The organism is Arthrobacter sp. SPT-J7, from assembly GCF_059089965.1.
In genome coordinates, this window is sequence record NZ_JBNHFF010000009.1 from 51,850 (window position 1) to 78,318 (window position 26,469).

Below are 26,469 nucleotides of genomic sequence, written 5' to 3' on the forward strand. Positions count from 1 at the left end.
TCACGTTCCCCATCATGCCAGCAGGAGCGGTCAACCATGCGAACCGCGGCCGCAGCGAGATACACGTCACCCGGCAGACAAAAACCGGCCCCGGACATGATGTCCGGGACCGGTTTGTTGGTGACCCCAGCGGGATTCGAACCCGCGTTACCGCCGTGAGAGGGCGGCGTACTAGGCCGCTATACGATGGGGCCGCATAGCTTGCACTGTTGAAGGCCGGTGCTGCCTTGTCCTGTTCGGACAGTGACCCCAGCGGGATTCGAACCCGCGTTACCGCCGTGAGAGGGCGGCGTACTAGGCCGCTATACGATGGGGCCGTAGGTTTGTTTGGAGTTTGCCTCCGCACAATCCAGCCCCCGCGGAAGCGGAGGCTGTAGCGCTGGGATACCAGGACTCGAACCTAGAATGACGGTACCAGAAACCGTTGTGTTGCCAATTACACCATATCCCAATGGCACTTTCGGAGCCGGTGGAGACGGGCTCTTACCCATTCCCTAGCGCCTCAGCACGAGTAATTACTCTACCGGATGCCTGCGCGAAAGTGCAAAACGAGCAGCAAACCGCCGGCCGGGCGGCGCGCTGCTCGGCCGGCTCAGCCGCGGAAGGACTTCAACCGTGCCAGCGAGGATTCCTTACCGAGGATCACCATCGATTCGAACAACGGCGGAGAGATGCGCCGACCCGACACGGCTGTCCGGACCGGCCCGAAGGCAAGTCTGGGTTTGAGGCCCAGGCCATCGACCAAGGCCGAACGCAGCGCCGCCTGGATATTCTCCGCGGTCCACTCCTGCACCGGCTCCAGCGCCGCCAACGCGGCATCCAGCGCCTCGGTGAGGTTCTCCGGCAGCCCCTTGCGGGCGTCTTGTGCGACGTCGATCTCGTCGTCGTTCTTGAACAGGAAAGCGAGCATCTCCGGCGCTTCGCCCAGCAACGTGATGCGCTCCTGGACCAGCGGGGCCGCATCGGCCAAAATCATCTGCTCGCGTTCGGTCAGCCTCTCGCCGACCAGGCCGGCGTGCTGCAGGTAGGGAACCAGTCGGAGCTTGAAGTCACCCGGTTCCAGCAGCCGGACGTGCGTTCCGTTGATGGCTTCGGCCTTCTTCAGGTCGAACCGGGCAGGATTGGCCAACACGTCGTGGATATCGAAGTTCGCCACCAACTGGTCAACGGTGAAGATGTCCTCGTCAGCGGACAGCGACCAGCCCAACAGGGACAGGTAGTTCAGCAGCCCCTCGCGGATGAAGCCGCGTTCGCGGTGCAGGAAGAGGTTGGATTGCGGATCACGCTTGGAAAGCTTTTTGTTGCCTTCACCCATCACGTAGGGCAAGTGGCCGAACAGCGGCATGTAGCGCGCGACCCCGATCTCGCCCAGCGCCCGGTAGAGCGCGATCTGGCGCGGGGTGGAAGACAGCAGGTCTTCGCCGCGGAGGACGTGGGTGATGCCCATCAGTGCGTCGTCCACCGGGTTGACCAGCGTATAAAGGGGCTTGCCGTTCGCCCGTACCACCACGAAGTCCGGCACGCTGCCGGCCTTGAAGGTGATGTCACCGCGGACCAGGTCGGTGAAGGTAATGTCTTCGTCCGGCATCCGCACCCGCAGCACCGGCTCGCGGCCCTCTGCCTTGAAGGCAGCGACCTGCTCCGGCGTCAGGTCCCGGTCGAAGTTGTCGTAGCCGAGCTTGATATCGCGGCCTGCGGCACGGTGCCGCTCCTCGACCTCCTCCGGAGTGGAGTAGGACTCGTAGACGTGCCCGCCCTCTTTGAGCTTGGCGATCACGTCTTGGTAGATGTCCCCGCGCTGGGACTGCCGGTAGGGCTGGTGCGGGCCCCCGACTTCCACACCCTCATCCCAGTCAATGCCCAGCCACTTCATGGCCTCGAGCAACTGCTCGTAGCTTTCCTCACTGTCGCGGGCAGCATCGGTGTCCTCGATCCGGAACACCATGGTGCCACCGGTGTGCCGGGCATAGGCCCAGTTAAACAGCGCGGTACGGATCAGGCCCACATGCGGGGTGCCCGTGGGAGACGGGCAGAAGCGCACGCGGACAGGAGTTTCGTCGTCGACAGTGGGAATGGCAGCAGCATTAGTCATGATGGCTCCCAGTTTAGTCTGCCGGGCCAGTCCCCCGTTCCGGTCGAGGGCCTGCTACTTCGGGTCCCTGCTGCGACCCAGCCACGACCTGAGGTACCGGTACAGGTAAAACAGCGCCAACAGGATTCCGACGGCGAGGAAGGTTGCCGTGAGCCATGCGGGGCCGCCCAGGTAGTGCGTGGCACGGGCCGCCACAGAAAACGTGGCTATGGACCCGAGCGCAAAGACTGCGAACGATCGACGGCTGGAACGCACGAGGATCAGCGGCGCGCCGTATTCGAGAGCGTGCCGATGCCCTCGATCTCCACCTCGTAACGCTGGCCGGCTTCGATGGTGCCGACGCCGGAGGGGGTGCCGGTCATGATCACGTCGCCGGGCAGCAGGGTGAAGGCCTGCGAGGCGTAGGAGACCAGCTCCTTGACGCCCCAGATCATCTGCGCCGTGTTGCCGTCCTGCTTCAGTTCGCCGTCGAGCCGGCCGCGGATGGCCAGGTCTTCGGTGTCCAGTTCGGTCTCGATCCACGGGCCGAGCGGGGCCGAGCCGTCGAAGCCCTTGGCGCGGGCCCACTGGTTGTCGGTGCGCTGCGCGTCCCGTGCGGTGAGGTCGTTGCCGCAGGTGTAGCCGAAGATGACATCGTCCACGCGCTCCACCGGGACGTCCTTGCAGATCCGCCCGATGATGACGCAGAGTTCGGCCTCGTAGGAGACTTCGTCGGAGAACTCCGGCAGCACCAAGGGCTCGTTCGGACCGATCACCGAAGTGTTGGGCTTGAGGAACATCAGCGGCGCGGCCGGGGTCTCGTTGCCCATTTCCTTGATGTGCTCGGCGTAGTTGCGGCCGATGCCGATCACCTTGCTGCGCGGGATGATCGGGGCGAGCAGGCGGACGTCCTCCAGCTTGTGCCGGGCTCCGGTGGGCTGGATGCCGTTAAAGAACGGGTCGCCGGCGATGACGGTGACTTGCTCGCTGCCCTCCTCGCCTTCGACGATGCCGTACTGGGGGTCGGAATCAAGGACAAACCGGGCTATACGCATAGGTTTAGCCTACTGGTTGCCGGTGCCTGGGTTCCAAGCCGACTGAGGCGGTCAGCCGCGCAGGTACTCCAGCTGGGCGGCGACAGAGGCTTCGGCGGCGAGCCGGACCGCGGCGTCGATGTCGGTGTAGACGTGGTCGGTCACGTCGTCGACGCTGGCGTCGGCGCCCAGCTGCTCGAGGGCGGCGCGGACCTGGTCCAGTCTGAGCTGGCGGTGGCTGGCGTACTCGCGGCAGATGGCGGACAGGTCCGGCAGGGTGCCGCCGTGGGCCGGCAACACGTGGGCCGGGCCGAGGATCTCCAGCCGGGCCAGTGAGTCCAGGTACGGGCCGAGCCGGCCGTCGGGGTAGGCAATGATGGTGGTCCCGCGCCCCAAGATGGTGTCGCCGGTGAGGACCGAGCCGTGCGGGCTGTCGGCGGGCAGGTGGAAACTGACCGAATCGGCCGTGTGGCCCGGGGTGGCGAGAACGTGGATGTCGACGCCGGCGGCCCTGATTACTTCACCGTCACTGAGCGGTTCCCCGCCGAAGCACAGCGCCGGGTCCAGCGCGCGCACGGGGGCACCGGTGAGGCCGTGGAAACGCTCGCTGGCCTCGGTGTGGTCAATGTGGTGGTGGGTGATCAGGACCAGTTCCACCTCACCGGCTGCTGCCAGTTCGGCCAGATGGACCTCGTCCAGCGGCCCCGGATCCACCACGACCACTCCGCTGCTCTCCGGCGCCGCAATCAGGTACGACTGCGTGCCGTCCAGGCTCATCGGCCCCGGGTTGGGTGCCAAGCGGTAGCGGGTCAGGTCGCTGCTGCGGACGAAGGCGGGATTCTGTTCAGCGGTCACAGAGCCATCCTCGCATCTCCCCCATCGTCGCAGAACTGCTGAGCGGAAGGCCTCCGCCGCCGTCGTCATATTTCCGCCATATGAAGGGACCGGTTCATATTCGCCCGGACCGTGCGCAAATGTGACGTCGGTCGCATAAGCTAAGGGCCTGCACGGGCCGCTGACGGCGGCACGACGATGGCCGGACGATGCACGCATCACCGGCGGACGGGGGGGATCAGTGCTGGAGGAAGTGCACTCAACATTCGATGTGCAACTGGACGACGACGGACTGCTGGTGCTGACGCTCCGTCGCGGCCTGAGCATCGGCGCCGAACTGGCGCACCAGGTGGTTAACCGCCTCTTCGACGTGGTGGGCGAGCGGCGGGTGGTGGTGCTGCTGCGGATCGCCGGCGTGCGCTGGGCAACCTCGGAGGTGCAGCTGATCGCCCAGTCCTTCACGCCCTCCGTGGCGCTGGCGGTGCTCGGCAACGGGCCGGTGGACCGCGTGCTGGCGAACTTCTTTCTGCGGATCTTCGAGGATGAGGATTTTGCCCGGTACTTCGACGACGAGGCGGAAGCGCGGATTTGGCTGGCAGCCCACACCGAACGCCTGGCGACGCTGGAGGTCGACAAGACCGCCGTGTAGCAGCCGGCACCGGGCCGGCCGGGTCCGGCTTTTCACCGCGGAATAAGTCCGTGCGGCAGCGGGGTTGCCCTGATGAACCCATTGCTGCTGCACGATAGGAAAAACTCCATGGCGGAAACACAGAACACCACGTCCCTGGCAGAGCTGCTGGCCGACTACGACGTGGCCGAGCACGACCACGCGGCGGCAGATCGCAATAGCGGGATGCAGCACATCCACAACCACGCCAACGGGGACATTGTCTGGTTCCCCACCTGGCAGAAGAACCGTGAGACGGCCGACTGGGAAACCGCGGTCAAGGAATTCACCGCCGAGCTTGAGGCTGCGGCGACAGACGGTGCGGATGTCTCCGACGCGGCATCGAGCCTGCTGGCGGCACGCCTGCAGACCTTGCTGGAGCAGGCTGCGGACGCCCCGGACGCCAATGTCTTCATTCGCGACAACCTGGCCCGCTACCTGTCGGAGACCTGGGCGCTCGGCGACGCCTACGCGCTGATGAGCGGAAAGGAGCTTCCGGGCGCGGCCTCGCCGGCCGGAATCTTCGCGTCCTTCCCGTACGAGGTGTACGCACGCGACGGCGGCAGCTTCGCCTCCGCGCTGTGGAACGATCTGGTGGATGCCCGGAAAAACCGGATTGCCGCCGAAGAGGCAGAGCGCAAGGCGCTGAAGCCGGTCTCCAAGAAGGCCCGGAAGGCCGCCGAGCGCAAGGCTGCGGCCCGGAAGCGGTAGCCGCACTGACGCCGGGGGATCCCGCGGAAGGCGGGCCCCGCCGTCGTCCTCCTCTTGGTTCAGAACAAAAGCAGGAGGAGGACGATTAGCGGCAGGATGGCCTGGGCCAGGGCGCTCTGCCAGAGGCGGCGTTCGGTAAACAAGAGCACCGCGCCAAGGACCACGTGGGCGATGCAGGTGAACACCACCATAGTCTCGCCGATGGCCGTCCTGCCGCCGGCGGCGATGAAGACCCCGACGATGAGGACCAGCCCCCAGACCATGTTGTAGAAGCCGAGGTTGATGGTCCAGAGCCGGACCGCCGCCACATCCTGCGGCCGGATCAGGAACAGCTTGTGGAAGCGCGGGTCGCGGAAGTAGAACGCCTCAGCGATCCCGACGGCGATCAGGACCAAGCCGAAGATCACGGCAAGCAGGTAAGCCACCCCGGTCATGGACCCAGTGTGGCCCGGGGTGCCTTGGAAAGGAAGCGGTGGTTAGGCCAGTCGAGTGAGCCAGCCGCGTGAGTCCTCCACCGCGCCGGTCTGGATGCCGAGCAGTTCCTGCCGGATGGACATGGCTACCTCGCCGGAACCGGCGCTCGGGGACGCGATGGACCAGCCGTCGGCTTTCAGCTCGCCGATAGGCGTGATCACGGCGGCAGTGCCGCAGGCGAACGCTTCGGTGATGTCGCCGGAAGCGACGCCGTCGCGCCATTCGTCGATGGTGATCTTGCGTTCCTGCACGTCCAGGCCGCGGTCCTTGGCCAGCTCGATCACCGACGAGCGGGTGACGCCGTGCAGGATGTGGCCGTTCAGCTCAGGAGTGACCAGGCTGCCGTCCTTGAAGACGAAGAACACGTTCATCCCGCCCAGTTCTTCGATGGCGTTGTCGTTGAACTTGTCCAGGAACAAAACCTGCTGGCAGCCGTTGGCTTCGGCTTCCAGCTGCGCGGCCAGCGACGCGGCGTAGTTGCCGCCGCATTTGGCCTCGCCGGTACCGCCTTCGCCGGCGCGTGAGTAGCGCTCGGAGAGCCAGATCGACACCGGCTTGAGCTCGCCGCCGAAGTAATTCCCGGCCGGCGAGGCGATCACGCGGTAGGAAACCTCGCGGGCCGGGCGCACGCCCAGGAACGCCTCGGTGGCGATCATGAACGGGCGCAGGTACAGCGCTTCGCCGTCGCCGGTGGGAACCCAGGCCTTGTCCGTGCTGACCAGTTGGCGCAGCGATTCGATGAAGGTTTCTTCGGGCAGCTCCGGCAGCGCCAGGCGGCGGGCCGAGGTGTTGAGCCGGGCGGCGTTGGCCTCTGCGCGGAAGGTCCAGACGGATCCGTCGTCGTGCTGGTAGGCCTTCAAACCCTCAAAAATCTCCTGGCCGTAGTGCAGCACCGCCGCGGCCGGGTCCATCATGATGGGCCCGTAGGGCTCGATCCGCGCATTCGACCAACCGCCGTTGCCGTCCGCGTCGGCCTTGTAGTCGACCACGGCAGTGTGGTCCGTGAAGTGTTTGCCGAAGCCCGGGTTCGCCAAAACGGCGGCGCGCTCCTCGGCACTCTTCGGACGGTCCGAGAGCTGCTGGGTGAATTCGAGGGTTTCAGTCATGGGTTCCTCCGCGGTGAGGGCACGCCCTTGTGCGTCAATAAATAGTTTTGGTTAGTAACCGCTAACTAGCCTACTGCCAAAGCGGCACTGATGGCATCGCCGATTTCCGCAGTGCTGCGGGAGGCACTCCCCCGCGCTGCGACGTCGTCCTCCACCGCCTTGTGCACGCGGGCGGCGCAGTCCGCCAGGCCCAGGTGCTCCAGCAGCAGCGCCACGGAGAGGATTGCTGCCGTGGGGTCGGCCTTCTGCTGCCCGGCGATGTCCGGCGCCGAGCCGTGGACCGGTTCGAACATCGACGGCGCGGTGCGGTCCATGTTGATATTTCCGGACGCCGCCAGGCCGATGCCGCCGGTGATCGCCGCGGCGAGGTCGGTGATGATGTCGCCGAAGAGGTTGTCGGTGACGATCACGTCGAAACGGGCCGGATCGGTGACCATGAAGATGGTGGCCGCGTCGATGTGCAGGTAATCGACGGCGACCTCCGGGAACTCCGCGCCGACGGTCTCCACGGTGCGGCGCCACAGGTGGCCAGCGTGGACCAGCACGTTGTGCTTGTGCACCAGCGTGAGCTTCTTGCGGCGGGCGGAGGCGCGACGGAAGGCATCGCGGACCACGCGCTCGACGCCGTAGGCGGTATTGACCGAGACCTCGGTGGCGATTTCGTGCGGCGTGCCCACCCGCAGCGCACCGCCGTTGCCCACGTAAGGGCCTTCGGTGCCTTCGCGGACGACGACGAAGTCCACCTCGCCGGGGTTCGCCAGCGGGCTGGCGACCCCGGGCAGCAGCTTGGCCGGGCGCAGGTTCACGTAATGGTCCAGCGAGAAGCGCAGCTTGAGCAGCATCTCGCGTTCGATGATGCCGGACGGGATGCGGGTGTCACCCGGGGCGGCGCCGACGGCGCCGAACAGGATGGCGTCATGCTTGCGGAGCTGCTCCAGCGTTTCCTCCGGCAGGGTCTCGCCGGTGGCCAGCCAGTGCTCGGCCCCCAGCGGGTACTCGGTCAGCTCGAAGGTGGCCTCGCCGCCGGCAGTTGCCGCCTCGAGGACCTTCACCGCCTCCGCCACGACCTCCGGACCGATGCCGTCGCCGGGGATGACTGCCAGGGAGAATGCCTTAGTTACTGCGCTCATGGACTTATTTTAGGGAGGGGGTCCACATTCTGGGCAAACCGTCCCACTATGTGAACGGGCGGCAGCGGGGAAGGACGACAGCCAGACTCAGCCCTGGGCATGACGCGGCGGCCGGCGCGGGCATCCTAAAGTTGGGAGTCATGGGCGTGCACCACAAAATCTACCGCTGGCTCCAGGCCAACACCGGCAAGGTCGACCTGATCGTGATGCTGGCGGCGCTGGCGGTGTTTGTGCTGCCGTATTTGGCGATGGCCCAGCTGGCGGCTTTCGTCCTGTCCGCCATGCTGGTTGTCCCGCTGGCGTGGCGCCGCACGCATCCCTGGCAGGCGGGACTGGCAATGGCGACGGCGGCCCTGCTCAACGTGGCTTTTATCGGCGAGCCGCTGCCCGCGCAGGTGTTGGTGCTGGTCACCGTCTACTCGCTGGCGGCGTACGGCCCCCGCTGGGCCAGCCTGGGCGGCTTGGTGCTGGCGCTGCTGGGCGGGGCGATGTACGTCATCCGCTACGGCATCGCCGCCCCGTTCACCGGCGGCACCGCGCCGTTCTACCTGCTGGCCCTGGTGGCAGTCGACGCCTTAGTGCTCGCCTGCTGGATGTTTGGCGATTTGGTCCGCAACCGGCGGCTGACCGTGCAAGCGCTGGAGGACAGGGCCCGCAGGCTCGAGGTGGAACGGCAGCAGGAGCGCGATCTGGCCGCTGCCGATGAGCGCAGCCACATAGCCCGCGAGATGCATGACATCGTTGCGCATTCGCTCTCCGTCATCATTACGCAGGCCGACGGCGCCCGGTACGCCAGCGCGCAGGACCCCGCCATTGCCACCGGGACCCTGGCCACCATCGCCGAAACCGGCCGCACGTCGCTGCAGGACATGCGCCGGCTGCTCGGCGTGCTGCGCGGAGACGAAATCGCATCCACCCGGCCGTTGCCGACGCTGGCCGACGTGGAAACCCTGGTTGACACGGTCCGCCGCTCCGGGCTGGAGGTGCAGTTGGAGCAGGCCGGCGAACCCAGGCGCCTGATGCCGGCGGGTGCCGAACTGACCGCTTACCGGGTGGTGCAGGAAGGCCTGACCAATGTCCTTAAGCACGCCGGTCCGGAGGCCTCAGCGCAGGTGCGCCTGGAGTGGACCGTCCGCGGCTTGGAACTGCAGATCAACGACGACGGCCGAGGCGCCGCCGCTGATCCGGCCACCGCGGGGAGCCGGCAGGGCCTCACCGGGATGGCCGAACGGCTGGCGCTCTACGATGGAACGGTCGTGGCCGCACCGCGCACCGGCGGCGGATTCCAGGTCCGCGCCTTCATCCCGTACACCGAAGCCTGAGGCCGGACGCGGCCGCCGGCAACCTGCCCGCCGGCCGCGAACTGTCCGCCACCGCCCACCTTGTTCCCCAGACCGCCCCAACCCACCTTGCTCCCCGGCCCGACCTAGAAAGATCCCGATGACCGACTCCCCTATCCGCGTTGCCCTTGTTGACGACCAGCAACTGGTCCGCGGCGGCTTCAAGATGCTGATCAATTCCCAGCCGGACCTCGAGGTGGTGGCGGAGGCAGGTGATGGGCGCGAGGCCGTGAGCGCACTCGGCAAGGTGCGCGCCGACGTCGTGCTGATGGATGTGCGCATGCCGGGGATGGACGGGATTGAGGCGACCACCCGGCTGCTGGACACCGCCGCCGCGCAGCCTGCCGGTTCGGACCGGGCGGAGCTGAAGGTGGTGGTGCTGACCACGTTTGACCTGGATGAGTATGCGCTGGCCGCCGTCCAGGCCGGAGCCAGCGGGTTCCTGCTCAAGGACGCGCCGCCGGAGGAACTGCTGGGGGCCATCCGGACGGTGTACCGGGGCGACGCGGTCATCGCGCCGTCCACCACCCGGCGGCTGCTGGAACACGTGGCACCGCTGCTGCGCGCGCCGAGCCCGGCGGCCAGCCGCAGCCAGGCCGCGGTCGAGACGCTCACGCCCCGGGAGCGCGAAGTGTTCGCGCTGATCGCTCAGGGGCTGTCCAACCCGGAGATCGCCGGGCAGCTGTTCCTGTCCGAGGCGACGGTAAAGACCCATGTGGGCCACATTCTGGCCAAGCTGAACGCGCGCGACCGGGTGCAGGCCGTGCTGATCGCCTACGAGACCGGAGTGGTTGCGCCGTAGGGTGCCGCGCCCGGGGCCGACCGGTTCGAGCTGCGCTGCGGTCGGCCGGGTTACAGGTTGCCTGGTTACAGGTTGCCGTCGGCGAAGGAGTCGAAGATCTGGCGTGTCTTCGCATCCAGGGGCAGCATGAACTGGCCGTCTGCGCTGTACCCGAACGGAGGCTCGGGCACTTCACCGCCGACCTTCCGCGGATCCGCCTTATAGGCCCAGGCGCCGAGCGTCAGCACCTGCTCCGCGGTCAGGTTGGTCTCGACAACCGGATCTGCGGCGGAGAGCAGGTCGACGAGCCCGGCCGGACCGTTCATCTTGGCCAGTGCGGCGAATCCGAGCAGCAGGACGCCCTGGTGCGCCGAGCGGTCGAAGTCGCCGCCCGGCAGGGTCTTTCGTTCCCTGGCGAAGTCCAGCGCGGTCTCGCCGTCGAGCTTGCTCTTTCCCGCCTTGACGTCAAGCACCGGCATGGGGGCGTCGACGGTAACTCCGCCTATGTCATCGACCAGGTTTTCGAAGCCCTTGAAACCGGTGAGGATGTAGCCCTCCACCTTCAGGCCTGTCACGTCCGATACGACCTTCTGCTGCGCCTCGGGCCCGCCCCGCATCATGGCCGCGTTGATTTTCGCCTGCCCGCCGCCTGGCCTATTCACCCAGAGGTCACGCGGAATGCCCAGGATACCGCCACCGCCCCCGCCGTCCACGCCGACCACCTGAAGCGCGTCGGCTCGTGCTTCGCGAACTTTCTCGCCCTTACTCTTCTGGGCGTCGGAGCCGATGACCAGGACATGGCGTTTGCCGCCCAGCACGGGCTTCTTGATGTCCAGCGAGGGCCACCAGCCACCAACCGCGGTCCAGGTGCCGTGCTTGTCGACGGCGAGGGTCACGTCCTTGCCCGAAGTCAGGACGGCCATCTTCTGCTTGTTCCATTCGCCGGTGGCCGCCTTCACGGTGATCTTGGTCTTCACCGGTTTGCGGTCCGCGAGCGCAGCGGCGGTCCGCTTGTTGGCCTTCAGGTCGCCGCCCTCGTAAATTGCGGTAGCCAGTTTGGCCAGCGCGGCCGGCATCTTCCCTGTTTCCACGCCGGAGGTCGGTGTGGGGGTTGCCGTGGCCGAGGTCAGCGGCCGGGCCGGCTGCTCCTTCGGGGCACAGCCGGTCAGGACCAGCAGGGAGACAAGGGGCACGGCGGCGAGTCGGGCAAGCTTCATGCCCCCATAATTCCGTTGTACCGGCCAAAGCACAAAGGTTTCACCACTTCCCGCGTGTCCTGGTCAGGGTTTTGCTTGGCCGGTGCGGTCTTCGCGCGAGTCTCCACGCACTCGCTGGCGCTTGCTTGGTCGAGCACAGTTAGGGTCTTCTCCACCCGCTCGCTGGCGCCCGCTTGGTCGAGCACCGTCTGGGTCTCCACGCACTCGCTGGCGCCCGCTTGGTCGACTACCGTCCGGTCTTCCGCCCCAGCCTTCGGAGCCGCCTGTTCGTCCGAGGGCAGCGTATATCGGTGAGGGCACCCGCCATGAACGGTGCCCTCACCGATTTACCCCGCCCTGACGGCCAACCGTGCCGCTGCCGTCGACCGGAGTCGAGGCGCACCACCGTGAGGCTTCTCCACCCTGGGTATGATCGGCGCGGCGCGAAAGACCAGCCCGGCGGCGGATCCGGACCGGGGCACCGCTTCCCTACCGTAGGGGTATGACCACAAGAACTGAGCAATCATTGGCCGGCGCCGCCCCGGACCGCGCCGCCTCGGCCGCGGCCACGCGCGGCCTGAACAAGACCTACGGCACCGGCGATACCCGCGTGCACGCCCTCAAGAATGTGGACGCCAGCTTCGACGCCTTCACGTTCACCGCGATCATGGGCCCGTCCGGCTCCGGCAAGTCCACCCTGATGCATTGCCTGGCCGGGCTGGACACCGCCGATTCGGGCAACATCTGGATCGGCGGCACGGAAATAACCGGATTAAACGACGCCCAGCTGACCAAGCTGCGCCGCGAGCGCGTGGGCTTCGTGTTCCAGGCCTTCAACCTGGTGCCCACGCTAACCGCGGAGCAGAACATCACGCTGCCCATCTCGCTGGCCAACGGCACGGTGGACAAGGGTTGGTTCAGCCATGTCACCAAGACCCTGGGCTTGACCGACCGGCTGGCGCACCGCCCGCACGAGCTGTCCGGCGGACAGCAGCAGCGCGTGGCCGTGGCCCGGGCGCTGCTGACCCGCCCCGACGTGGTGTTCGGCGACGAGCCCACCGGCAACCTTGACTCGAAGGTGGGCGCCGAAGTGCTCTCGCTGCTGCGCCGGTCCTGCCAGGAGATGGGCCAGTCCATCATCATGGTCACGCACGATCCGGTGGCGGCCTCCTACGCGGACCGTGTGGTGCTGATGAACGACGGCGCGCTGGTCGGCGAGCTGGACCGCCCGGAGACCGACACCATCCTGGCCGCGCTGGCCAAGCTGGGGGCCTAGGCCATGCTGCAGGTAGCACTCGCACAGGTGCGGCAGCACGCACGGCGGTTCATCGCCGTCGGGCTTGCCGTGGTGATGGCGGTGGGTTTCCTCACCGCCACTTTGATGGTGAACGCCTCTACGGAAGCCTCGCTGGGCAACAGCGTCGGCGCCACGTTCCGCAACGCTGACCTGGTGGTTTCAGAGGGCCCGGACAAGCAGCTGGACGCGGCCGCGGTGGACGCCGCGGCCGGAGCAGCGGGCGTGGCCGAGGTGTACACGCACCGGCAGGCCTCCATCGCTTTCGGCTCCGCCGCCGGTGCCGGCTACGGTGCCTTGCAGAACACCGCGCCGGCCGGGCTGGAAAACCTGGAACTGCTCGACGGCGCGCTCCCGGGCGACGGCGAGGTAGCCGTGGACGCCGGAACCGCCGAGAAACAGGGCCTGTCCGTGGGCGACCAGCTGGAACTGGCTCCGCCCGCCGGCATGGTCGCCGCCGAGGACGTGGCTGCCGCGGGGAGCGCACTGACGGTCTCCGGCATCGTCAAGCCGTCCAAGGACCCGTTCATGATGGGCCAGCCTCAGCTCTTCGCCAGTGACGCCCTGCAGCAGCAGCTGGCGGGCGAGGACAACATGTGGCTGCGCAACATCCAGTTGGACCTGGCCGCCGGCGCCAACGCCACCCCCGTCAAGGAAGCCGTGGCCGCCGCGCTGGCCGACGCCGGATTCCCGGAGGCCACGGTGAACACGGCCGCCGAGCAGACCAAGGCCGTGGTGGCCAGCCTGACCGGCGGCACCGACCAGCTGACCATTGTCCTGTTGGCGTTCGCGCTGGTGGCCCTGCTGGTCTCCGCCCTGGTGGTGGCCAATACCTTCTCGGTGCTGATCGCCCAGCGGACCCGCGAGCTGGCGCTGTTGCGCTGCATCGGGGCCGACCGCCGGCAGATCCGCCGGTCCGTGCTGGCCGAGGCCGTGCTGGTTGGCATCACTGCCTCCGTGGCGGGCGTGCTAGGCGCGGTGGGCCTGATGGCCGGAATCGTCGCCGTGCTCCAGCGGCAGCCTGACACCGAGTTCGCCACGCTCGCCGTTCCCCCGGCCGCCGTGGTCATCGGTCTGCTGGTCGGGATCCTGATGACAGTGTTGGCCGCGCTGGCTCCGGCCCGCGCCGCCACGCGCGTGGCCCCGCTGGCCGCCCTGCGCCCCGCAGACGAGGCCCGCGCGGGCAACCGCAAGGGCAAGGTGCGGCTCGCGGTGGGCGTCGCGCTTGCGGTGGGCGGCGCCGTCGTGCTCGCTCTGGGCGCGGTCTCGGCGAACCTGCTGATCGCCCTGCCCGGCGGCATGCTCTCCTTCATCGGGCTGCTCATGTGCGCCACGCTGTTCATCCCGCCGCTGGTCACCGCCGTCGGAACCCTGGCGAAGCCGGCCGGCGTCCCGGGGAAGCTGGCGGCGGTCAATGCCGTGCGCAACCCCGGCCGCACCTCCGCCACCGCCACGGCGTTGCTGATCGGCGTGACCCTGGTGGCGATGATGATGACCGGCGCGCAGACGTCGCGGACCGCCTTCGACGGCCAGCTGGGCGCGGAGTATCCGGTGGACCTGTCCGTTGGCGACCTCACGCTGGAGGGGCGGCCGCTGGATGCTTCGGCGGCGGCCACCGCTTTGAATTACGACGGCGTTGCAGCCGCCGGCTTGGTCACGAACGGCGGATACGCCGAGGTGCACGGGTCGCGCACCGGGGTGTACCAGCTGGCACCGGAGCAGCTGGACCTGCTGCAGGACAAAACGCTGGTGCTCGACGGGAACACGGTACTGATGCCGCAGGGCTCCGAACTGAAGACCCTGACCGTCACCGGCAGCCGGGGCTATAAGGAACTGACCGTGGTGGAGGCGGACAGCCGGACGCTGCCGCCGCTGATCTCCTCCGCTGTGGCCGCCGAGATCGGCGTGCCGGAGCTGCCGCCCGCCGACAGCGAGGACTACTACTCGTCCTTGCCGCAGCTCTGGGTCTCGGTGGACCGCGAGCTGGACTCCGGGGCCCTGCTTGAGCTGCGCGCCCAGTTGGCCGCGGGACTGGATGTCAACGAATACCAGATCTCCGGCGCCGCGGTGGAACGAGCCGCGTTCAACCAGGTGATCGACGTGCTGCTGCTGGTGGTCACCGGGCTGCTGGCCGTGGCCGTGCTGATCGCGCTGGTCGGAGTGGCGAACACGCTCTCGCTCTCCGTGCTGGAGCGCACGCAGGAGTCCTCGCTGCTCCGTGCACTGGGGCTGACCAAGTCTCAGCTGCGCGGCATGCTGGCGCTGGAGGCGGTGCTGATCGCCGGCGTCGCCGCGCTGATCGGGGCGGTATTGGGCGCGGTGTACGGCTGGCTCGGCGCGCAGTCCGCGCTGGGAGCCTTCGCCACTGTGGTGCCGGACGTGCCGTGGCTGCAACTGCTGGCCGTGCTGGCCGTCGCCGTGGTGGCCGGTCTGCTGGCCTCCGTGATGCCGGCCCGCCGCGCCGCCCGCCTCTCCCCTGTGGAAGGCCTGGCGACGGTCTAGTCGGTTTACCGGGACGGGGGCAGCCACGCCGGGACACCGTCGTCGTCGCCGTCCTGCACAGCCGAGGCCTGTGCCGCCCGCGCACTCGAAGAATCAGCAGGCGCCGTTTTCACACCGGAAAAGGGCGCCTGCTGATTAGTGCTTCCCGGGGTCACGGGCTGACTTGAGCCCATTCCGTTTTCATTTCTGCGACGGGGTGGATGTTGACCATCTTCACGCCGCCGGCGGTGGTGGCCGTGAACTCGTGCCAGGTATGGGCGGGGATGACAATCACGGTCTCGGAGGTTGCATGGCCGGACTCGTCGTCGATGGTGAAGTCGATTTCGCCGTCGAGCAGTACAAAAATCTCTTCATACGGGTGGCGGTGGCGCTCGGCGCCGCGGGAATTGACGAAGAAGGACGCATGCGCGCCGTGTTCGGAGCCATGGAAGACCGCGGCGCCCGCAGCAGGGCGCAGACTGTTGAACGACAACGTTTTGTAAGTCATCGGAACATCCTTCCGCAACGGAGTAGCCGACACTCTACCGATTGGACCACTGCAGGCCTAGGCAGCAGCAATCTGGGCGTGCTCCTCCCCTGCGCGGGTCCACGCCGCAGACATCGTCCGTGCCGAGTGCTACTTTGGCCCGATAGGTCAGCGCCAAGCGCCGCGTGGACGGAGGTAGATCGTGAGCGGATCCACTGCAACGAAGGAGCAGCCGGAGCTGAAGCGGGCCCTCGGCACCAAGCTTCTGCTGCTATTCATCGTGGGCGACATCCTGGGAACCGGCGTGTATGCGCTGACCGGGCAGGTGGCCGGCGAAGTGGGCGGCGCGGCCTGGGCCCCACTGCTGCTGGCCTTCGTCGTGGCCACCATCACCGCGTTCTCCTATCTGGAGCTGGTGACCAAGTACCCGCAGGCGGCCGGCGCAGCGCTCTATACGCACAAGGCTTTCGGGATCCACTTCCTCACCTTTTTGGTGACGTTCGCCGTGCTCAGTTCCGGCATCACTTCGGCCTCCACCGCGGCCAAGTTTCTGGGCGAGAACTTCATTGCCGGCTTCAATCTGGACTGGAACCAGACCGGCGTGACCTGGGTGGCCATCATCTTCATGGCCGTCCTGGCCGCCATCAACCTCCGCGGCGTCAGCGAATCGGTGAAGTTCAACGTAGTGCTGACCCTGGTGGAGTTCACCGGCCTGCTGATCGTGATCTTGATCGGATTCTGGGCGATGAGCCAGGGCAATGTGGATTTCAGCCGGGTGATGGTCTTCGAAACCTCCGATGATAAGAGCGTTTTCCTTGCCATCACCGCCGCCACGTCCCTGGCCTTTTTCTCCTTCGTGGGGTTCGAGGATTCGGTCAACATGGCCGAAGAAACCAAGGACCCGTCCAGAATTTTCCCCAAAGTCATGCTCACCGGCCTCGGCATCACCATGATTGTGTATCTTCTGGTGTCGATCACGGCGGTGGCCATCGTGCCGATCGGTCAGTTGTCGGAGAGCCCAACGCCGCTGCTGGAAGTCGTGCAGGTCGGCGCACCGGGCCTGCCGGTAGACGTGCTCTATCCGTTCCTGTCCATGTTCGCCGTGGCCAACACAGCGCTGATCAACATGCTGATGGCCAGCCGCCTGCTCTACGGCATGGCCCGCCAGGACGTGCTGCCGCGTTTCCTGGGCAAAGTGCATTCGAACCGCCGTTCCCCGTGGGCCTCGATCATCTTCACCACGCTGATCGCCTTTGCCCTGATTTTCGTGGTCACCAATGTGATGGGGGCCGAGACCGTCACCGCCCTCGGCGGCACCACCGCGCTGCTGCTGCTGGGCGTCTTTACCGTCGTGAACCTGGCCGTGCTGGTGCTGCGCCGGAACACGGTGGACCGCAAGCACTTCCGGATCCCCACGGTGCTGCCCTTCCTCGGCATGTTCACCTGCCTCTTCCTGGTGGGTCCGTGGGCGCAGGATCCGATCGAGTACCAGATTGCCGGCCTGATGATCGGCCTGGGCTTGGTGCTCTGGGTGGTCACTTGGCTCTGGAACCGGGGTGCCTACGGCAGGAGGACCAGGTTCCGCCGCCCGGAGGAACTGGGCGAATGAGTTCGGGCTCTGGTGGGTAAGGACACTCGTAATAACGACGGCGGAATCCCTCCGCTCAAGATGACAGGCAGCAGAAAGGAAGGCCATGGCCGCTGACAAACTGGCGACAGGCACGCTGAACCAGAAGGACATCGCGTCGTATTTGGACTACCACCTGCTGGGCTCGGCTGCCGGCGTGCAGTTGTTCGACGCCGTCCGCCAGGCCTGGGCGGGTACTCCCCACGAAGCCGAGTTCCGGAAGCTGCGGGATGAACTCTCGGCCGAGCGCAGGGAACTGAAGGCTCTGCACCGCAGCTTCGGCCACCGGCGCAACAAGCTCAAGCGGCTCGGCTCGATGGCCGCGGCCACTATCAGCAAGCTGAATCCGCTCAATCCGACGCGTGCGTCAGGCGGCGTGGGAACCCAGCTCGAGATTGAGTCGCTGATGTCCGCGCTGCGCGGCAAGCAGTGCATGTGGCAACTCTTGGCTGCTCTGGCCCCCAGCGATCCCCGCTTGGACGCGCTCCGCTTCCAAGAACTGGAGGCGCAGGCGGTGGCCCAGCAGAAACGCGTGGAACGGATGATGAATGCCACCGCGGCCCAGAGATTCCTCGCTTCGTCCTAGGCGAAGCCGTTTCGTCAGACGCGAGGACCGCAGGCAGGTTGCGTGCGGCTGGCCGGGGCTAACCGGCGGCCGGTTCCTCGTACTTCGGGAAGATCGGTGTGGGAGCCGGCAGCGAGGTGCCCGGCACCAAAGCCGAGCCGATCGCCGCAAAGTCGCGGGCGCCGTCGTCGTGCTGTCCCAGCACATCCAGTAGCTTGCCGGCGGAGGTGGGCATGACCGGCTGGACCAGGATGGAGACAATGCGCAGCACCTCCAGCGTCACGTAGAGCACCGTGTTCATCCGCTCCACGTCCGTTTTGCGCAGCACCCAGGGAGCCTGCTCCGCGAAGTAGGCGTTGGTGTCGCCAAGCACGGTCCAGATGGCTTCGAGCGAGCCGTGGAAGTCCTGCACCTCGTAGGCCGCGCGCGATTTCTCCAGCAGGCGCTCGGCGCGGGCCAGCAGTTCGTGGTCCTCGGGCGCCAACGTGCCGGGCTGCGGGACCTTGCCCTCGCAGTTCTTGGCCACCATGGACAGCGATCGCTGGGCAAGGTTGCCCAAGTTGTTGGCCAGGTCCGCGTTCATCCGGCCCACCACGGCGTCGTGGCTGTAGGAACCGTCCGCACCGAAGGGGACCTCGCGCAGCAGGAAGAAGCGCACCTGGTCCAGGCCGTACTGCGCAACCCAATCAGCCGGGGCCACGACGTTGCCCAAGGACTTGGACATCTTGACGCCGTTGTTGTTAAGGAAACCATGGATCATCACGCGCTTGGGCAATTCCAGCCCGGCCGACATCAGGAAGGCCGGCCAGTAGACGGCGTGGAAGCGAGAGATGTCCTTGCCGATCACGTGGACATCGGCCGGCCAGTACTTCTTGAAGGACTCGGACTCGGTGTCCGGGTAGCCGACGCCGGTGAGGTAGTTGGTCAGCGCGTCCACCCAGACGTACATGACGTGCTTGTCATTGCCCGGCACCGGGACGCCCCAGTCGAACGTGGTGCGGGAGATGGACAGGTCCTCCAGTCCGCTCTTGACGAAGCTGATGACTTCGTTGAAGCGGCTGCGGGGCGCGCCGAAGCTCGGCTGCTCTTCGTAGAGCTTGAGCAGTTTGTCCTGATACTGGGAGAGCCGGAAGAAGTAGCTCTCCTCCTCGGTCCAGGTCAGCTCCGTGTCCGTCTGGATGGAGTAGCGCTTGCCGTCCTCGCGAAGCTCGGTCTCGTCCTCGGCGTAGTAGGCCTCGTCGCGGACCGAGTACCAGCCCTCGTACTTACCCAGGTAGATGTCCCCGGCCTCTTCCATCTTCTTCCAGACAGCTTGGGAGGCCTCGTAGTGGTCGGGATCGGTGGTGCGGATAAACCGGTCGTAGGAGATTTCCAGGACCTGGTGGGCGGACTTGTACGCCGCCGTGTTCCGGTCCACCAGTTCCTTGGGAGTGATGCCCTCCTTGGCCGCCGTCTGGGCGATCTTCATGCCGTGCTCGTCCGTGCCGGTCAAGAACATCACATCGTAGCCGTCCAACCGCTTAAAGCGGGCCATCGCGTCCGTGGCGATGTACTCGTAGGCATGGCCGATATGCGGCACGCCGTTAGGGTACGTGATGGCCGTGGTGATGTAGTACGGGGTCTTGGGCTCAGAGGAGGTCACCCTATGAAATTACCCTCTGCGTTCGGCGGTTGTCGAAATGCGCAACGACGTGTCCGCGGTGAGGGCCCAGTGGTGCCGGGGCGAGCCGCACCGTCGTCGTCCTTTATCCACAAGATGCGGCGCTGGGATCGACGGCTGTCGCGCTCTGGGGCACGTTGAGTCCATGAACGAACTCATCGGCGGCGCCGGCCAGAAGTGCCGCATTGACCGGATAGTCAGCTACCAAAAACTGCGGGAGCACGGACTTGAGGAGCAACAGATCGCTGCCGCGGTGCGTGGAAAGATCTTGTTCCGCTTGCGGCGCAGCATCTACATCTCGGAGGAATACTGGCGAGCGCAAAAACCGTGGGACCGGCACGTGCTGCTGATCAAAGCCCACCATGCTGCGTCCAACGGCGACCTTGTCTGCAGCCACGCATCGGCAGCACGGCTGTGGGGCCTGCACGTGTGGAATGCACCCGAACAGATCCACGTGATCCAGCGCGGCCGCCGTGGCGAAAACACATCCACGGGCGTAGTACGGCATACCCATTCGATCCCGCCTCAGGAAGTGGAGACGTTGGAGGGCGGTATTCGCGTAACCTCTCGCGAACGGACGGTACTGGACTGTGCCCGCACGTTTCCGTTCGAGCTCGCCGTTGTTATCGCCGACTCTGCGCTCCAGCGCGGAGCGAGTCTGGAAAAGATGCACGAACTGGCGGACGGCGCGGCCAGCACACGCCACATCACGCGTGTCCGACAAGTTCTCGCCGCGGTGGACGGCCGCTCCGAATCGACGGGTGAGACGAGGTTGCGGCTGAAATTGCGGGAATGGAGTTTTCCGCGGCCGGTGCTCCAGCATGAAATCAGGACAGCCGAGGGCACTTACCGCGCTGACTTCGCCTGGCCTGAACTGAAGCTCATTTTCGAGTTCGACGGCGACAGCAAGTACCGCGACTTTCAGCCCACCGAGCAAGTGATTCTGGCGGAGCGGAAGCGGGAGACCCGTCTCATGGAAGAAGGCTGGACGATTGTCCGTGTTCGCTGGAGCCATCTGGACGACGACGCCAGCCTCAAGCGGCGGCTAGTCAGAAAATACAACGAGGCGTTCCGCAACTCCGCCGGCCGGGCAGCATGAACCGGACCTGCCGCTGGCGCTTGGCGGCGCTGTGCTATCCAGCCGGGGCGCAAAGTAGATGCGGAGCCGGGCGGAGCGTAGCGGGATCGGTTGCGCTCGGCTGGTCGCGTTGACCCCCCTGTCTGAGCGGCCCCGCGCGAGATCCTCAGTTAGCGCCGAGATCTCCGGTTGTAACCGGTGATCTGGACGCTATCCCCTGATCTGGTGCCGAGGTCAGGGGACGTGCACAGTGATTTCGACGCCATCCCCTGAGCTCGAGCCGAGGTCAGGGGCTGCGTACTCGGCCCGGTAGCAACAAGACAGCGGCGGCCAGAACAAGGCCGCCGGAGGCTGAGAGTTTGAGCCTCTCCTCAGGGACGGCGCTTTCGGCGGGCCTGAGGCGCCCCAAGCTAGTGGGGTCGAGACTCCGCCAGCCAGAAGTGCTGGCGAGGGTCGAGGAGGCTCCGGCAACACAGAAGTGATCCGGCTTTGGCCTTAGTTCATCTTGGTGCTGCTGTCCGCGGCCTTGATGAGTTCCTGGTCGTGGGAGGCCACGAGCACGGCGATGCCGTCCTTGGTGGTGTCCTTGAGGATGTGGATGATCTTGTTGGCCTGTTCGCGGTCCAGGTTGGCGGTGGGCTCATCCACCACCAGGACCTTGGTGCCCAGGATCAGGGCGCGGGCGATGGCGACGCGCTGGCGTTCACCGCCGGAGAGCTGGCCGGGGCGGTGCCGCATGCGGCGGCCCAGACCGACCAGGTCCAGCAGGTCCTTGGCCATCTCGGTGCGCTCTTCGACCTGGCCGTCGGGAACGGCCGGCAGCAGCACGTTCTCCAACGCGCTCATGCCGTCGATCAGTGCGCCGCCCTGGTCCACGTAGCCGATCAGGGCACGGCGGCGGTCGGAGATCTGGTCGTCGTCCATGGTGCTGAGGGCATCGCCCTGCCAGAACACTTCGCCATCTGTGGGCTGCTGGAGCCCGGCCGCCACGGTGAGGATGCTGGTCTTGCCGGAGCCGCTGCGGCCGGCCAGGCAGTGCATGGTCCCGGCTTCGAGGCCGAGGTCAAAGTCCTCGGCGATCACCAGAGGTTCGGCGCCGCCGTCGTACCGGATGGTGATGCCCCGCAGCTCCACCGGCATGGCGTGGTCCTCGGTGCGCTCCTTGATGGCAGCGCGGGTCAGGCGTTCTTCAATCATTTCCGAGTCCTTGTCATCAAAACAAACCAGAGGAGCACTGCCACAATGCCAGCGGCAGCGGCCCACACCGCAGCGTGCGGTGCAATAAACAGGGCAGTTACGACGGCGCCGATAACCGCCAGCGGCAGGGCGACGGCTGCGGTGATACCGGCTTCGCCGCGGCGGGCCTGCAGCAGCAGCGTGGGCGTCCAGCCCATGGCGCCGAGGATGGCGAACTGTTCGCGCTTGCGCTGGGCTTCGAACCGGGTGGTCATCAGCGCCAACAGCAGCGCAGTCACGACGCCGAGCAGCGCCAGCGCAATGTTGAGTCCGCTGAGCTGTGACGCCGCCAGCGACCCGAGCGCGGTGCTGCCTGCTGCGCGCGGGATGTCGGCCAGCACGGCGACCAGGGCGCCGGACGCGGCACCGAGGACGGCCACGGCCACGGCAATGGCCACGGTGTTGAACCGATTGGTGCTCAGTTGCCGGGCGGCAAACTGCAGCGGCGTCTTGACGGACGGCACGCCGGCTGCACCGGACGGTTCGGTATCCGCCTTCGGGTGCGGCTTGAGCATGGCGGCCGAAATGAACGCGGAGGCACCATAAACAACCAGCGCGATGAGCGACACCCACAAGGTCACAGCGCTGCGGCTGATGGCACTGGCGATGACGGCCACCGCCAGCACGGCCACGCCGCCGACCAGCAGCTCGTTCAGGAACCAGGACCGGATGCGGCGCCGGTTCCAGCCCATCGCCCGCAGCGTCACGGCTTCGGTGCGGCGGGAGCGGGTGAACGCCACGGAGCTTGCAGCGGTCAACAGCGCCGCACCGCCGACGGTGAGCGCCAGCAGCGCTGCGCTCGATGCGCTCAGGGCACCCTGGACTTCGCCGGCTGCACCCTGGCGGACCCAGGACTGCTGCACAGTGCCGAGGTCGCTGACCGTGCCGGACGCGTCCTTGTGGTAGTCCGGAACGTAGATGGAGACGTCTTCGCGCGCCGAACCGGCAACGACCTGGGTATCCAGTCCGAGGTCCTCGATGGCGGCGGCGACGGCGTTGATCTGGTCTTCGGCGTCGGCCCATGACCCGCCGGCGTTGACGCGGACCCGGACGGCGTCGATCACGGCTTCGTCCGGGCTGGTGCCGCGGACTGCGGCAAGTCCGGCGAAGTCGGTGATGGCACCGGCGGATTGCACAGCCAGGCCGGCACCGCTGAGGCCCGGCTTCATCACCGTTTCGTCGACCTTTTTGCCGTCGGCGTCCTTGGTGATCGTCACCGGCGTCGGATCGTAACCGCCCAACGGCAGGTAGTTCACGTCGCCGGCGGCTTCGCGGACGGCCGCGGCATCGAAGGTGCCGTAGACGAAAGGCAGCGGAGTGGCCGAATCGCTGCCGGAATCCACGGTGCTGCGGTAGGACTGCTCTTCCACCGGCGCGCGCTGGCTCTGGTCCGGTTCCAGCTGCCACTGGAGGGTCTTCTCCGGCAGCTTGTTGACCTGGATCCAGCCTTGGGGCTTGGCGGTCTGTTCCGCGCTGCCGTTGCTGGCGGCGTCGCCGAGCGTGTAGTCCGGGTTGGACATGAAGTCGGTGGTCCAGACCGGAGGCTGGTGCAAGCCGGCGACCATCTGGACGCCGCCGGAACCGAGCAGGTAGTTGTAGTCCTCGCCGCCTGGCCAGCGCAGCTGGAACGGCTTGCTGGACGCGAAGGGAAGGTAGCCCTCCCCCAACTCCTTGCTGACGGTGCCGACCTCCTTGACGGTGTTGCCGGCGTCGTCCAACTCTTCGATGGTGACCGAGTAGGTCAGGTCCAGGTCAGTGCCCGACCGGACCACCATGGGGATAACCTGGGACTCGTCGTCGAGCGTGCCGGCTTCCACCGCGTTCTGGTACTGGACGAAGAACGGGCTCCAGAACTGGAACGGGTGCCCATCGATAGCGGCGCCTTCGCCGCCCTCGGCGAACATGCCCATGCCGAACTGCGACGAGAAATACTGACCGAGTTCCTGGGCGTTGCGGTCGCTGGCTTCCGGTGCCTGCTTGAGCGGAGCCAGGAAGTCGCCGGCCTCGCCGAGCAGCGCGGATTCGGCGGCGGGATCTACGGCAACCACGGTTTCGGTGATCTGCGGCAGCATCGGCAGCGCAATGGTGGTGTCAAAGTCGCCGTGCATGCTGCCACCGGCCGGGTCCGGGAACTTGATTCCGGTCTCGCCCTTGGGAGCCACGGTGCGCAGGCTGGTGCCGCCGGGAACGTCCAGTTCCTTCAGCTTCGCCTGGCCCAGGGAGCCTTCGGCGGCGGTTTCAAACAAGACGGTGTCGTTCAGGCCGTCGGAGCTGACGGCCTTGGCGGTGATCCGGTAGTTGGTTGCTTCCTCGTTGAACACGGAGGCCGGCTCCGGCCACTCGGCTGCCGGCACGGCGTCCTTGATGCCCTGCGACTTCAGGTACTGCTCAATGTTCGGGTTATAGCCGACGTAGTCCGTGGCCTTCAGCTGCGGGAACTCGATGTCCTGGACCACCTTGGACACCAGCGAAATCGGGGCGGCGACGGAAACGCCGTCGATCCCGCGGACCTGGTCAAGGTCAGACGCGGCGATGCCGCCGGTGCCGGAAAGGAAGTCAGGCTGGCGCAGTTCGTCCCCCGCAGTGCCACCGGGAAGGACCAAGATGTCGTAGACGCCGCGGGTGTTTTCGTCCACCACCCGGGTCAGCGCTGCCTGTGCCCGGCCCTGGACGAAAATGGAGAGAACCATCGCGGCTATGAGGACGGCAACCGTGAGCACGAGCGACCGGCTGCGCATAAAGCGCGACGCGGCGTTGAACCGGATTTCCAAAAAATCACTCCATACGGCAGCAATGAGGTCAAAGGTCACATTGACCCGGCATTAAGGTTCTCATGAGGTGCGCGTGGTCGAGGAATCGACCCGCGTGCATGCCTTAAGCCCGCCCGACCCTACGAGTACAGCAAGGACCGGGCGGGCTTTGGCGCGTCGGAAACGTTAGTCCTTCAGGTCCACTTCGCGGGCTACCACGGCGCCGATTTCAGCGCTGAGCTGGTCCAGCAGGTCCTGCGGCAGGGCGCTGTCCACGGTCAGCACGGCCAGTGCCTGCTTGACGTCCTCATTGCGGGCGACCTGCATGCCGGCGATGTTGATGTCCTGCTCGCCCAGCAGCCGGCCGAGCGTGCCGATAACGCCGGGACGGTCCTCGTAGAGGAACACGATGACGTGTTCGCTGATCGCCATTTCCACTTCGTAGCCGTTGATGGCCACGATCTTCTGGATCTGCTTGGGGCCGGTCAGGGTTCCGGATACGGAGATCTGCGAACCGTCGGACAGCGCGCCGCGGATGGTGAGCACGTTGCGGTACTCTTCGGACTCGGTGGTGGTGATCAGGCGGGTGTTGATGCCGCGCTGTTCGGCCAGTACCGGGGCGTTAACGTAGGAGACCTGCTCCGAAACCACGTCCTTGAACACACCCTTGAGCGCGGCCAGTTCCAGCGCCTTGACGTCGAACTCGGCGATTTCGCCGGCGACCTCGACGTCGATCTGGGTCACCGAATCGTGAGTGAGCGCGGTGAAGATGCGGCCGAGCTTTTCGATCAGCGGGATGCCTGGGCGGACGTCCGGCGCGATCACGCCGCCGGCGACGTTCACGGCGTCGGGCACCAGCTCGCCGGCCAGCGCCAGGCGCACCGACTTGGCCACGGAGATGCCGGCCTTTTCCTGGGCTTCCGCGGTGGAGGCGCCCAGGTGCGGGGTAACCACTACGTTGTCCAGTTCGAAGAACGGCAGGTCGGTGCTGGGCTCGTTGACGAAGACGTCGATGGCGGCGCCGGCGATCTTGCCTTCCTTCAGCGCGTCATACAGGTCGGCTTCGTCAATCAGGCCGCCGCGGGCCACGTTGACGACGTACGCGCTGGCCTTCATCCTCTCGAAGGCCTCGGCGCCGATCATGCCCACGGTCTCCGGGGTCTTCGGCATGTGGATGGTGATGAAGTCCGACTGCTCGAGCAGTTCGTCCAGGCTGACCAGCTGCACGCCCAGCTGGGCGGCGCGGGCGCTGGTCACGTACGGGTCGTAGGCCAGGATCTGGGTCTCGAAAGCCTGCATCCGCGCGGCGATCAGTGCGCCGATGCGGCCGAGGCCGATGATGCCGATTTTCTTTTCGTAGAGCTCGGTGCCGGTGTACTTGGAGCGCTTCCACTCGCCGCCCTTGAGCGAGGCGTTGGCGGCCGGGATGTGGCGGGCCAGGCCCAGGATGTGACCGATGGTCAGTTCCGCGGCGGAGATGATGTTGGAGGTCGGCGCGTTCACGACCATGACACCGGCCTGGGTGGCGGCCTTGATGTCCACGTTGTCCAGGCCCACGCCGGCGCGGGCGATGATCTTCAAGTTCCTGGCCGCGGCAATGGCTTCGGCGTCCACCTTGGTGGCGGAGCGGACCAGGACGGCGTCGACGTCGGCAATCGCAGTCAGCAGCTGGGACCTGTCGGCTCCATCGGTCTGTCGGATCTCGAAGTCAGGCCCGAGGGCTTCGATGGTAGCTGGGGAGAGTTCCTCGGCAAGGAGAACTACTGGTTTTTCCACAGGGGTTGTTCCTTCGCTGCATGCATGGTGATGGCCGTGCTTATCGATGGGGGTGCCTCCAGTCTAGAACGGCTGCCGCCTTCTCCCCCAGTTGTAACCGGCACCGGCGGACCCGGCGCGGGTAACGCCGGAACGGCCGGAAGGCAAAAAGTGACGGCCGGCGCCCGCAGC

The 26,469-nt window shown here is 66.5% G+C and carries 21 protein-coding genes and 3 tRNA genes; 9 read left to right on the plus strand and 15 right to left on the minus strand.

Annotated features, from left to right (window positions below):
- Positions 1-118: 118 nt before the first annotated feature.
- From AC5RWX_RS14615 to AC5RWX_RS14640, 6 genes are all read right to left on the minus strand, one after another.
- Positions 119-194 (minus strand) — tRNA-Glu (locus tag AC5RWX_RS14615).
- 50 nt (positions 195-244) lie between these two features.
- Positions 245-317: transfer RNA gene (locus AC5RWX_RS14620), tRNA-Glu, on the minus strand.
- Between the two features lie 62 nt (positions 318-379).
- Positions 380-451 (minus strand) — tRNA-Gln (locus AC5RWX_RS14625).
- 141 nt (positions 452-592) lie between these two features.
- Positions 593-2,092, minus strand: coding sequence for a glutamate--tRNA ligase (gene gltX / locus AC5RWX_RS14630; RefSeq protein WP_493942150.1), 1,500 nt, complete (start codon positions 2,090-2,092; stop codon positions 593-595).
- Between the two features lie 260 nt (positions 2,093-2,352).
- On the minus strand, positions 2,353-3,126 hold the full coding sequence (locus AC5RWX_RS14635) for a fumarylacetoacetate hydrolase family protein (protein ID WP_493943379.1): 774 nt from the start codon (positions 3,124-3,126) through the stop codon (positions 2,353-2,355).
- Positions 3,127-3,177: 51 nt separating this feature from the next.
- Positions 3,178-3,960, minus strand: a complete 783-nt coding sequence (locus AC5RWX_RS14640) for an MBL fold metallo-hydrolase (protein WP_493942542.1) — start codon at positions 3,958-3,960, stop codon at positions 3,178-3,180.
- Positions 3,961-4,180: 220 nt separating this feature from the next.
- Here AC5RWX_RS14640 and AC5RWX_RS14645 point away from each other — a divergent pair, with 220 nt between their 5' ends.
- The gene (locus AC5RWX_RS14645; protein WP_494097567.1) at positions 4,181-4,588 is read left to right on the plus strand and encodes a DUF7793 family protein; all 408 of its coding nucleotides are present in this window, start codon (positions 4,181-4,183) and stop codon (positions 4,586-4,588) included.
- A gap of 108 nt (positions 4,589-4,696) precedes the next feature.
- Entirely contained in the window at positions 4,697-5,317 is a 621-nt protein-coding gene (locus AC5RWX_RS14650; RefSeq protein ID WP_493956329.1) for a hypothetical protein, read from the plus strand.
- Between the two features lie 59 nt (positions 5,318-5,376).
- On the opposite strand, the gene AC5RWX_RS14655 is transcribed toward AC5RWX_RS14650, so the two are convergent.
- The 3 genes from AC5RWX_RS14655 to AC5RWX_RS14665 form a co-directional block, all read right to left on the minus strand.
- A complete protein-coding gene (locus tag AC5RWX_RS14655; RefSeq protein ID WP_493941745.1) occupies positions 5,377-5,751 on the minus strand; it encodes a DUF1304 family protein in 375 nt (124 codons plus the stop codon).
- 42 nt (positions 5,752-5,793) lie between these two features.
- Positions 5,794-6,897 (minus strand): branched-chain amino acid aminotransferase, encoded by a 1,104-nt coding sequence (locus AC5RWX_RS14660; protein WP_493941746.1) that lies wholly within the window; start codon positions 6,895-6,897, stop codon positions 5,794-5,796.
- Positions 6,898-6,962: 65 nt separating this feature from the next.
- On the minus strand, positions 6,963-8,027 hold the full coding sequence (locus AC5RWX_RS14665; protein ID WP_493956331.1) for a 3-isopropylmalate dehydrogenase: 1,065 nt from the start codon (positions 8,025-8,027) through the stop codon (positions 6,963-6,965).
- Between the two features lie 140 nt (positions 8,028-8,167).
- Between AC5RWX_RS14665 and AC5RWX_RS14670 the strand changes: the two genes are divergently transcribed.
- Together AC5RWX_RS14670 and AC5RWX_RS14675 are read left to right on the plus strand one after the other, a co-directional pair.
- Complete coding sequence (locus AC5RWX_RS14670) at positions 8,168-9,349, plus strand: sensor histidine kinase (protein ID WP_493956332.1); 1,182 nt, start codon at positions 8,168-8,170, stop codon at positions 9,347-9,349.
- 118 nt (positions 9,350-9,467) lie between these two features.
- Positions 9,468-10,169: a response regulator gene (locus AC5RWX_RS14675; RefSeq protein WP_493956333.1), complete on the plus strand. Its 702-nt coding sequence runs from the start codon at positions 9,468-9,470 to the stop codon at positions 10,167-10,169.
- Between the two features lie 65 nt (positions 10,170-10,234).
- On the opposite strand, the gene AC5RWX_RS14680 is transcribed toward AC5RWX_RS14675, so the two are convergent.
- Complete coding sequence (locus AC5RWX_RS14680; RefSeq protein ID WP_494097568.1) at positions 10,235-11,365, minus strand: LCP family protein; 1,131 nt, start codon at positions 11,363-11,365, stop codon at positions 10,235-10,237.
- 481 nt (positions 11,366-11,846) lie between these two features.
- On the opposite strand from AC5RWX_RS14680, the gene AC5RWX_RS14685 reads away from it, so the two are divergent.
- A complete protein-coding gene (locus tag AC5RWX_RS14685) occupies positions 11,847-12,620 on the plus strand; it encodes an ABC transporter ATP-binding protein (RefSeq protein WP_493956335.1) in 774 nt (257 codons plus the stop codon).
- 3 nt (positions 12,621-12,623) lie between these two features.
- Entirely contained in the window at positions 12,624-15,140 is a 2,517-nt protein-coding gene (locus tag AC5RWX_RS14690; RefSeq protein ID WP_493956336.1) for an ABC transporter permease, read from the plus strand.
- 151 nt (positions 15,141-15,291) lie between these two features.
- Here the strand turns inward: AC5RWX_RS14690 and AC5RWX_RS14695 are convergent, their stop codons facing one another.
- A complete protein-coding gene (locus AC5RWX_RS14695; RefSeq protein ID WP_493941754.1) occupies positions 15,292-15,627 on the minus strand; it encodes a cupin domain-containing protein in 336 nt (111 codons plus the stop codon).
- A gap of 181 nt (positions 15,628-15,808) precedes the next feature.
- Here AC5RWX_RS14695 and AC5RWX_RS14700 point away from each other — a divergent pair, with 181 nt between their 5' ends.
- Positions 15,809-17,215, plus strand: coding sequence for an APC family permease (locus AC5RWX_RS14700; RefSeq protein ID WP_493941755.1), 1,407 nt, complete (start codon positions 15,809-15,811; stop codon positions 17,213-17,215).
- 85 nt (positions 17,216-17,300) lie between these two features.
- On the plus strand, positions 17,301-17,819 hold the full coding sequence (locus AC5RWX_RS14705) for a hypothetical protein (RefSeq protein ID WP_493941756.1): 519 nt from the start codon (positions 17,301-17,303) through the stop codon (positions 17,817-17,819).
- A 58-nt stretch (positions 17,820-17,877) separates the two neighbouring features.
- Here AC5RWX_RS14705 and metG read toward each other — a convergent pair whose 3' ends face one another.
- On the minus strand, positions 17,878-19,440 hold the full coding sequence (metG, locus tag AC5RWX_RS14710; protein ID WP_493941757.1) for a methionine--tRNA ligase: 1,563 nt from the start codon (positions 19,438-19,440) through the stop codon (positions 17,878-17,880).
- A 163-nt stretch (positions 19,441-19,603) separates the two neighbouring features.
- On the opposite strand from metG, the gene AC5RWX_RS14715 reads away from it, so the two are divergent.
- A complete protein-coding gene (locus tag AC5RWX_RS14715; RefSeq protein WP_493956337.1) occupies positions 19,604-20,557 on the plus strand; it encodes a hypothetical protein in 954 nt (317 codons plus the stop codon).
- 474 nt (positions 20,558-21,031) lie between these two features.
- Here the strand turns inward: AC5RWX_RS14715 and AC5RWX_RS14720 are convergent, their stop codons facing one another.
- From AC5RWX_RS14720 to serA, 3 genes are all read right to left on the minus strand, one after another.
- Complete coding sequence (locus tag AC5RWX_RS14720) at positions 21,032-21,733, minus strand: ABC transporter ATP-binding protein (protein ID WP_493956338.1); 702 nt, start codon at positions 21,731-21,733, stop codon at positions 21,032-21,034.
- Positions 21,730-24,582, minus strand: a complete 2,853-nt coding sequence (locus tag AC5RWX_RS14725; protein WP_493941721.1) for an ABC transporter permease — start codon at positions 24,580-24,582, stop codon at positions 21,730-21,732. The genes AC5RWX_RS14720 and AC5RWX_RS14725 overlap by 4 nt, the downstream gene beginning before the upstream one ends.
- Positions 24,583-24,708: 126 nt before the next feature.
- Positions 24,709-26,298, minus strand: coding sequence for a phosphoglycerate dehydrogenase (gene serA / locus AC5RWX_RS14730; protein ID WP_493941722.1), 1,590 nt, complete (start codon positions 26,296-26,298; stop codon positions 24,709-24,711).
- Between the last annotated feature and the right edge of the window lie 171 nt (positions 26,299-26,469).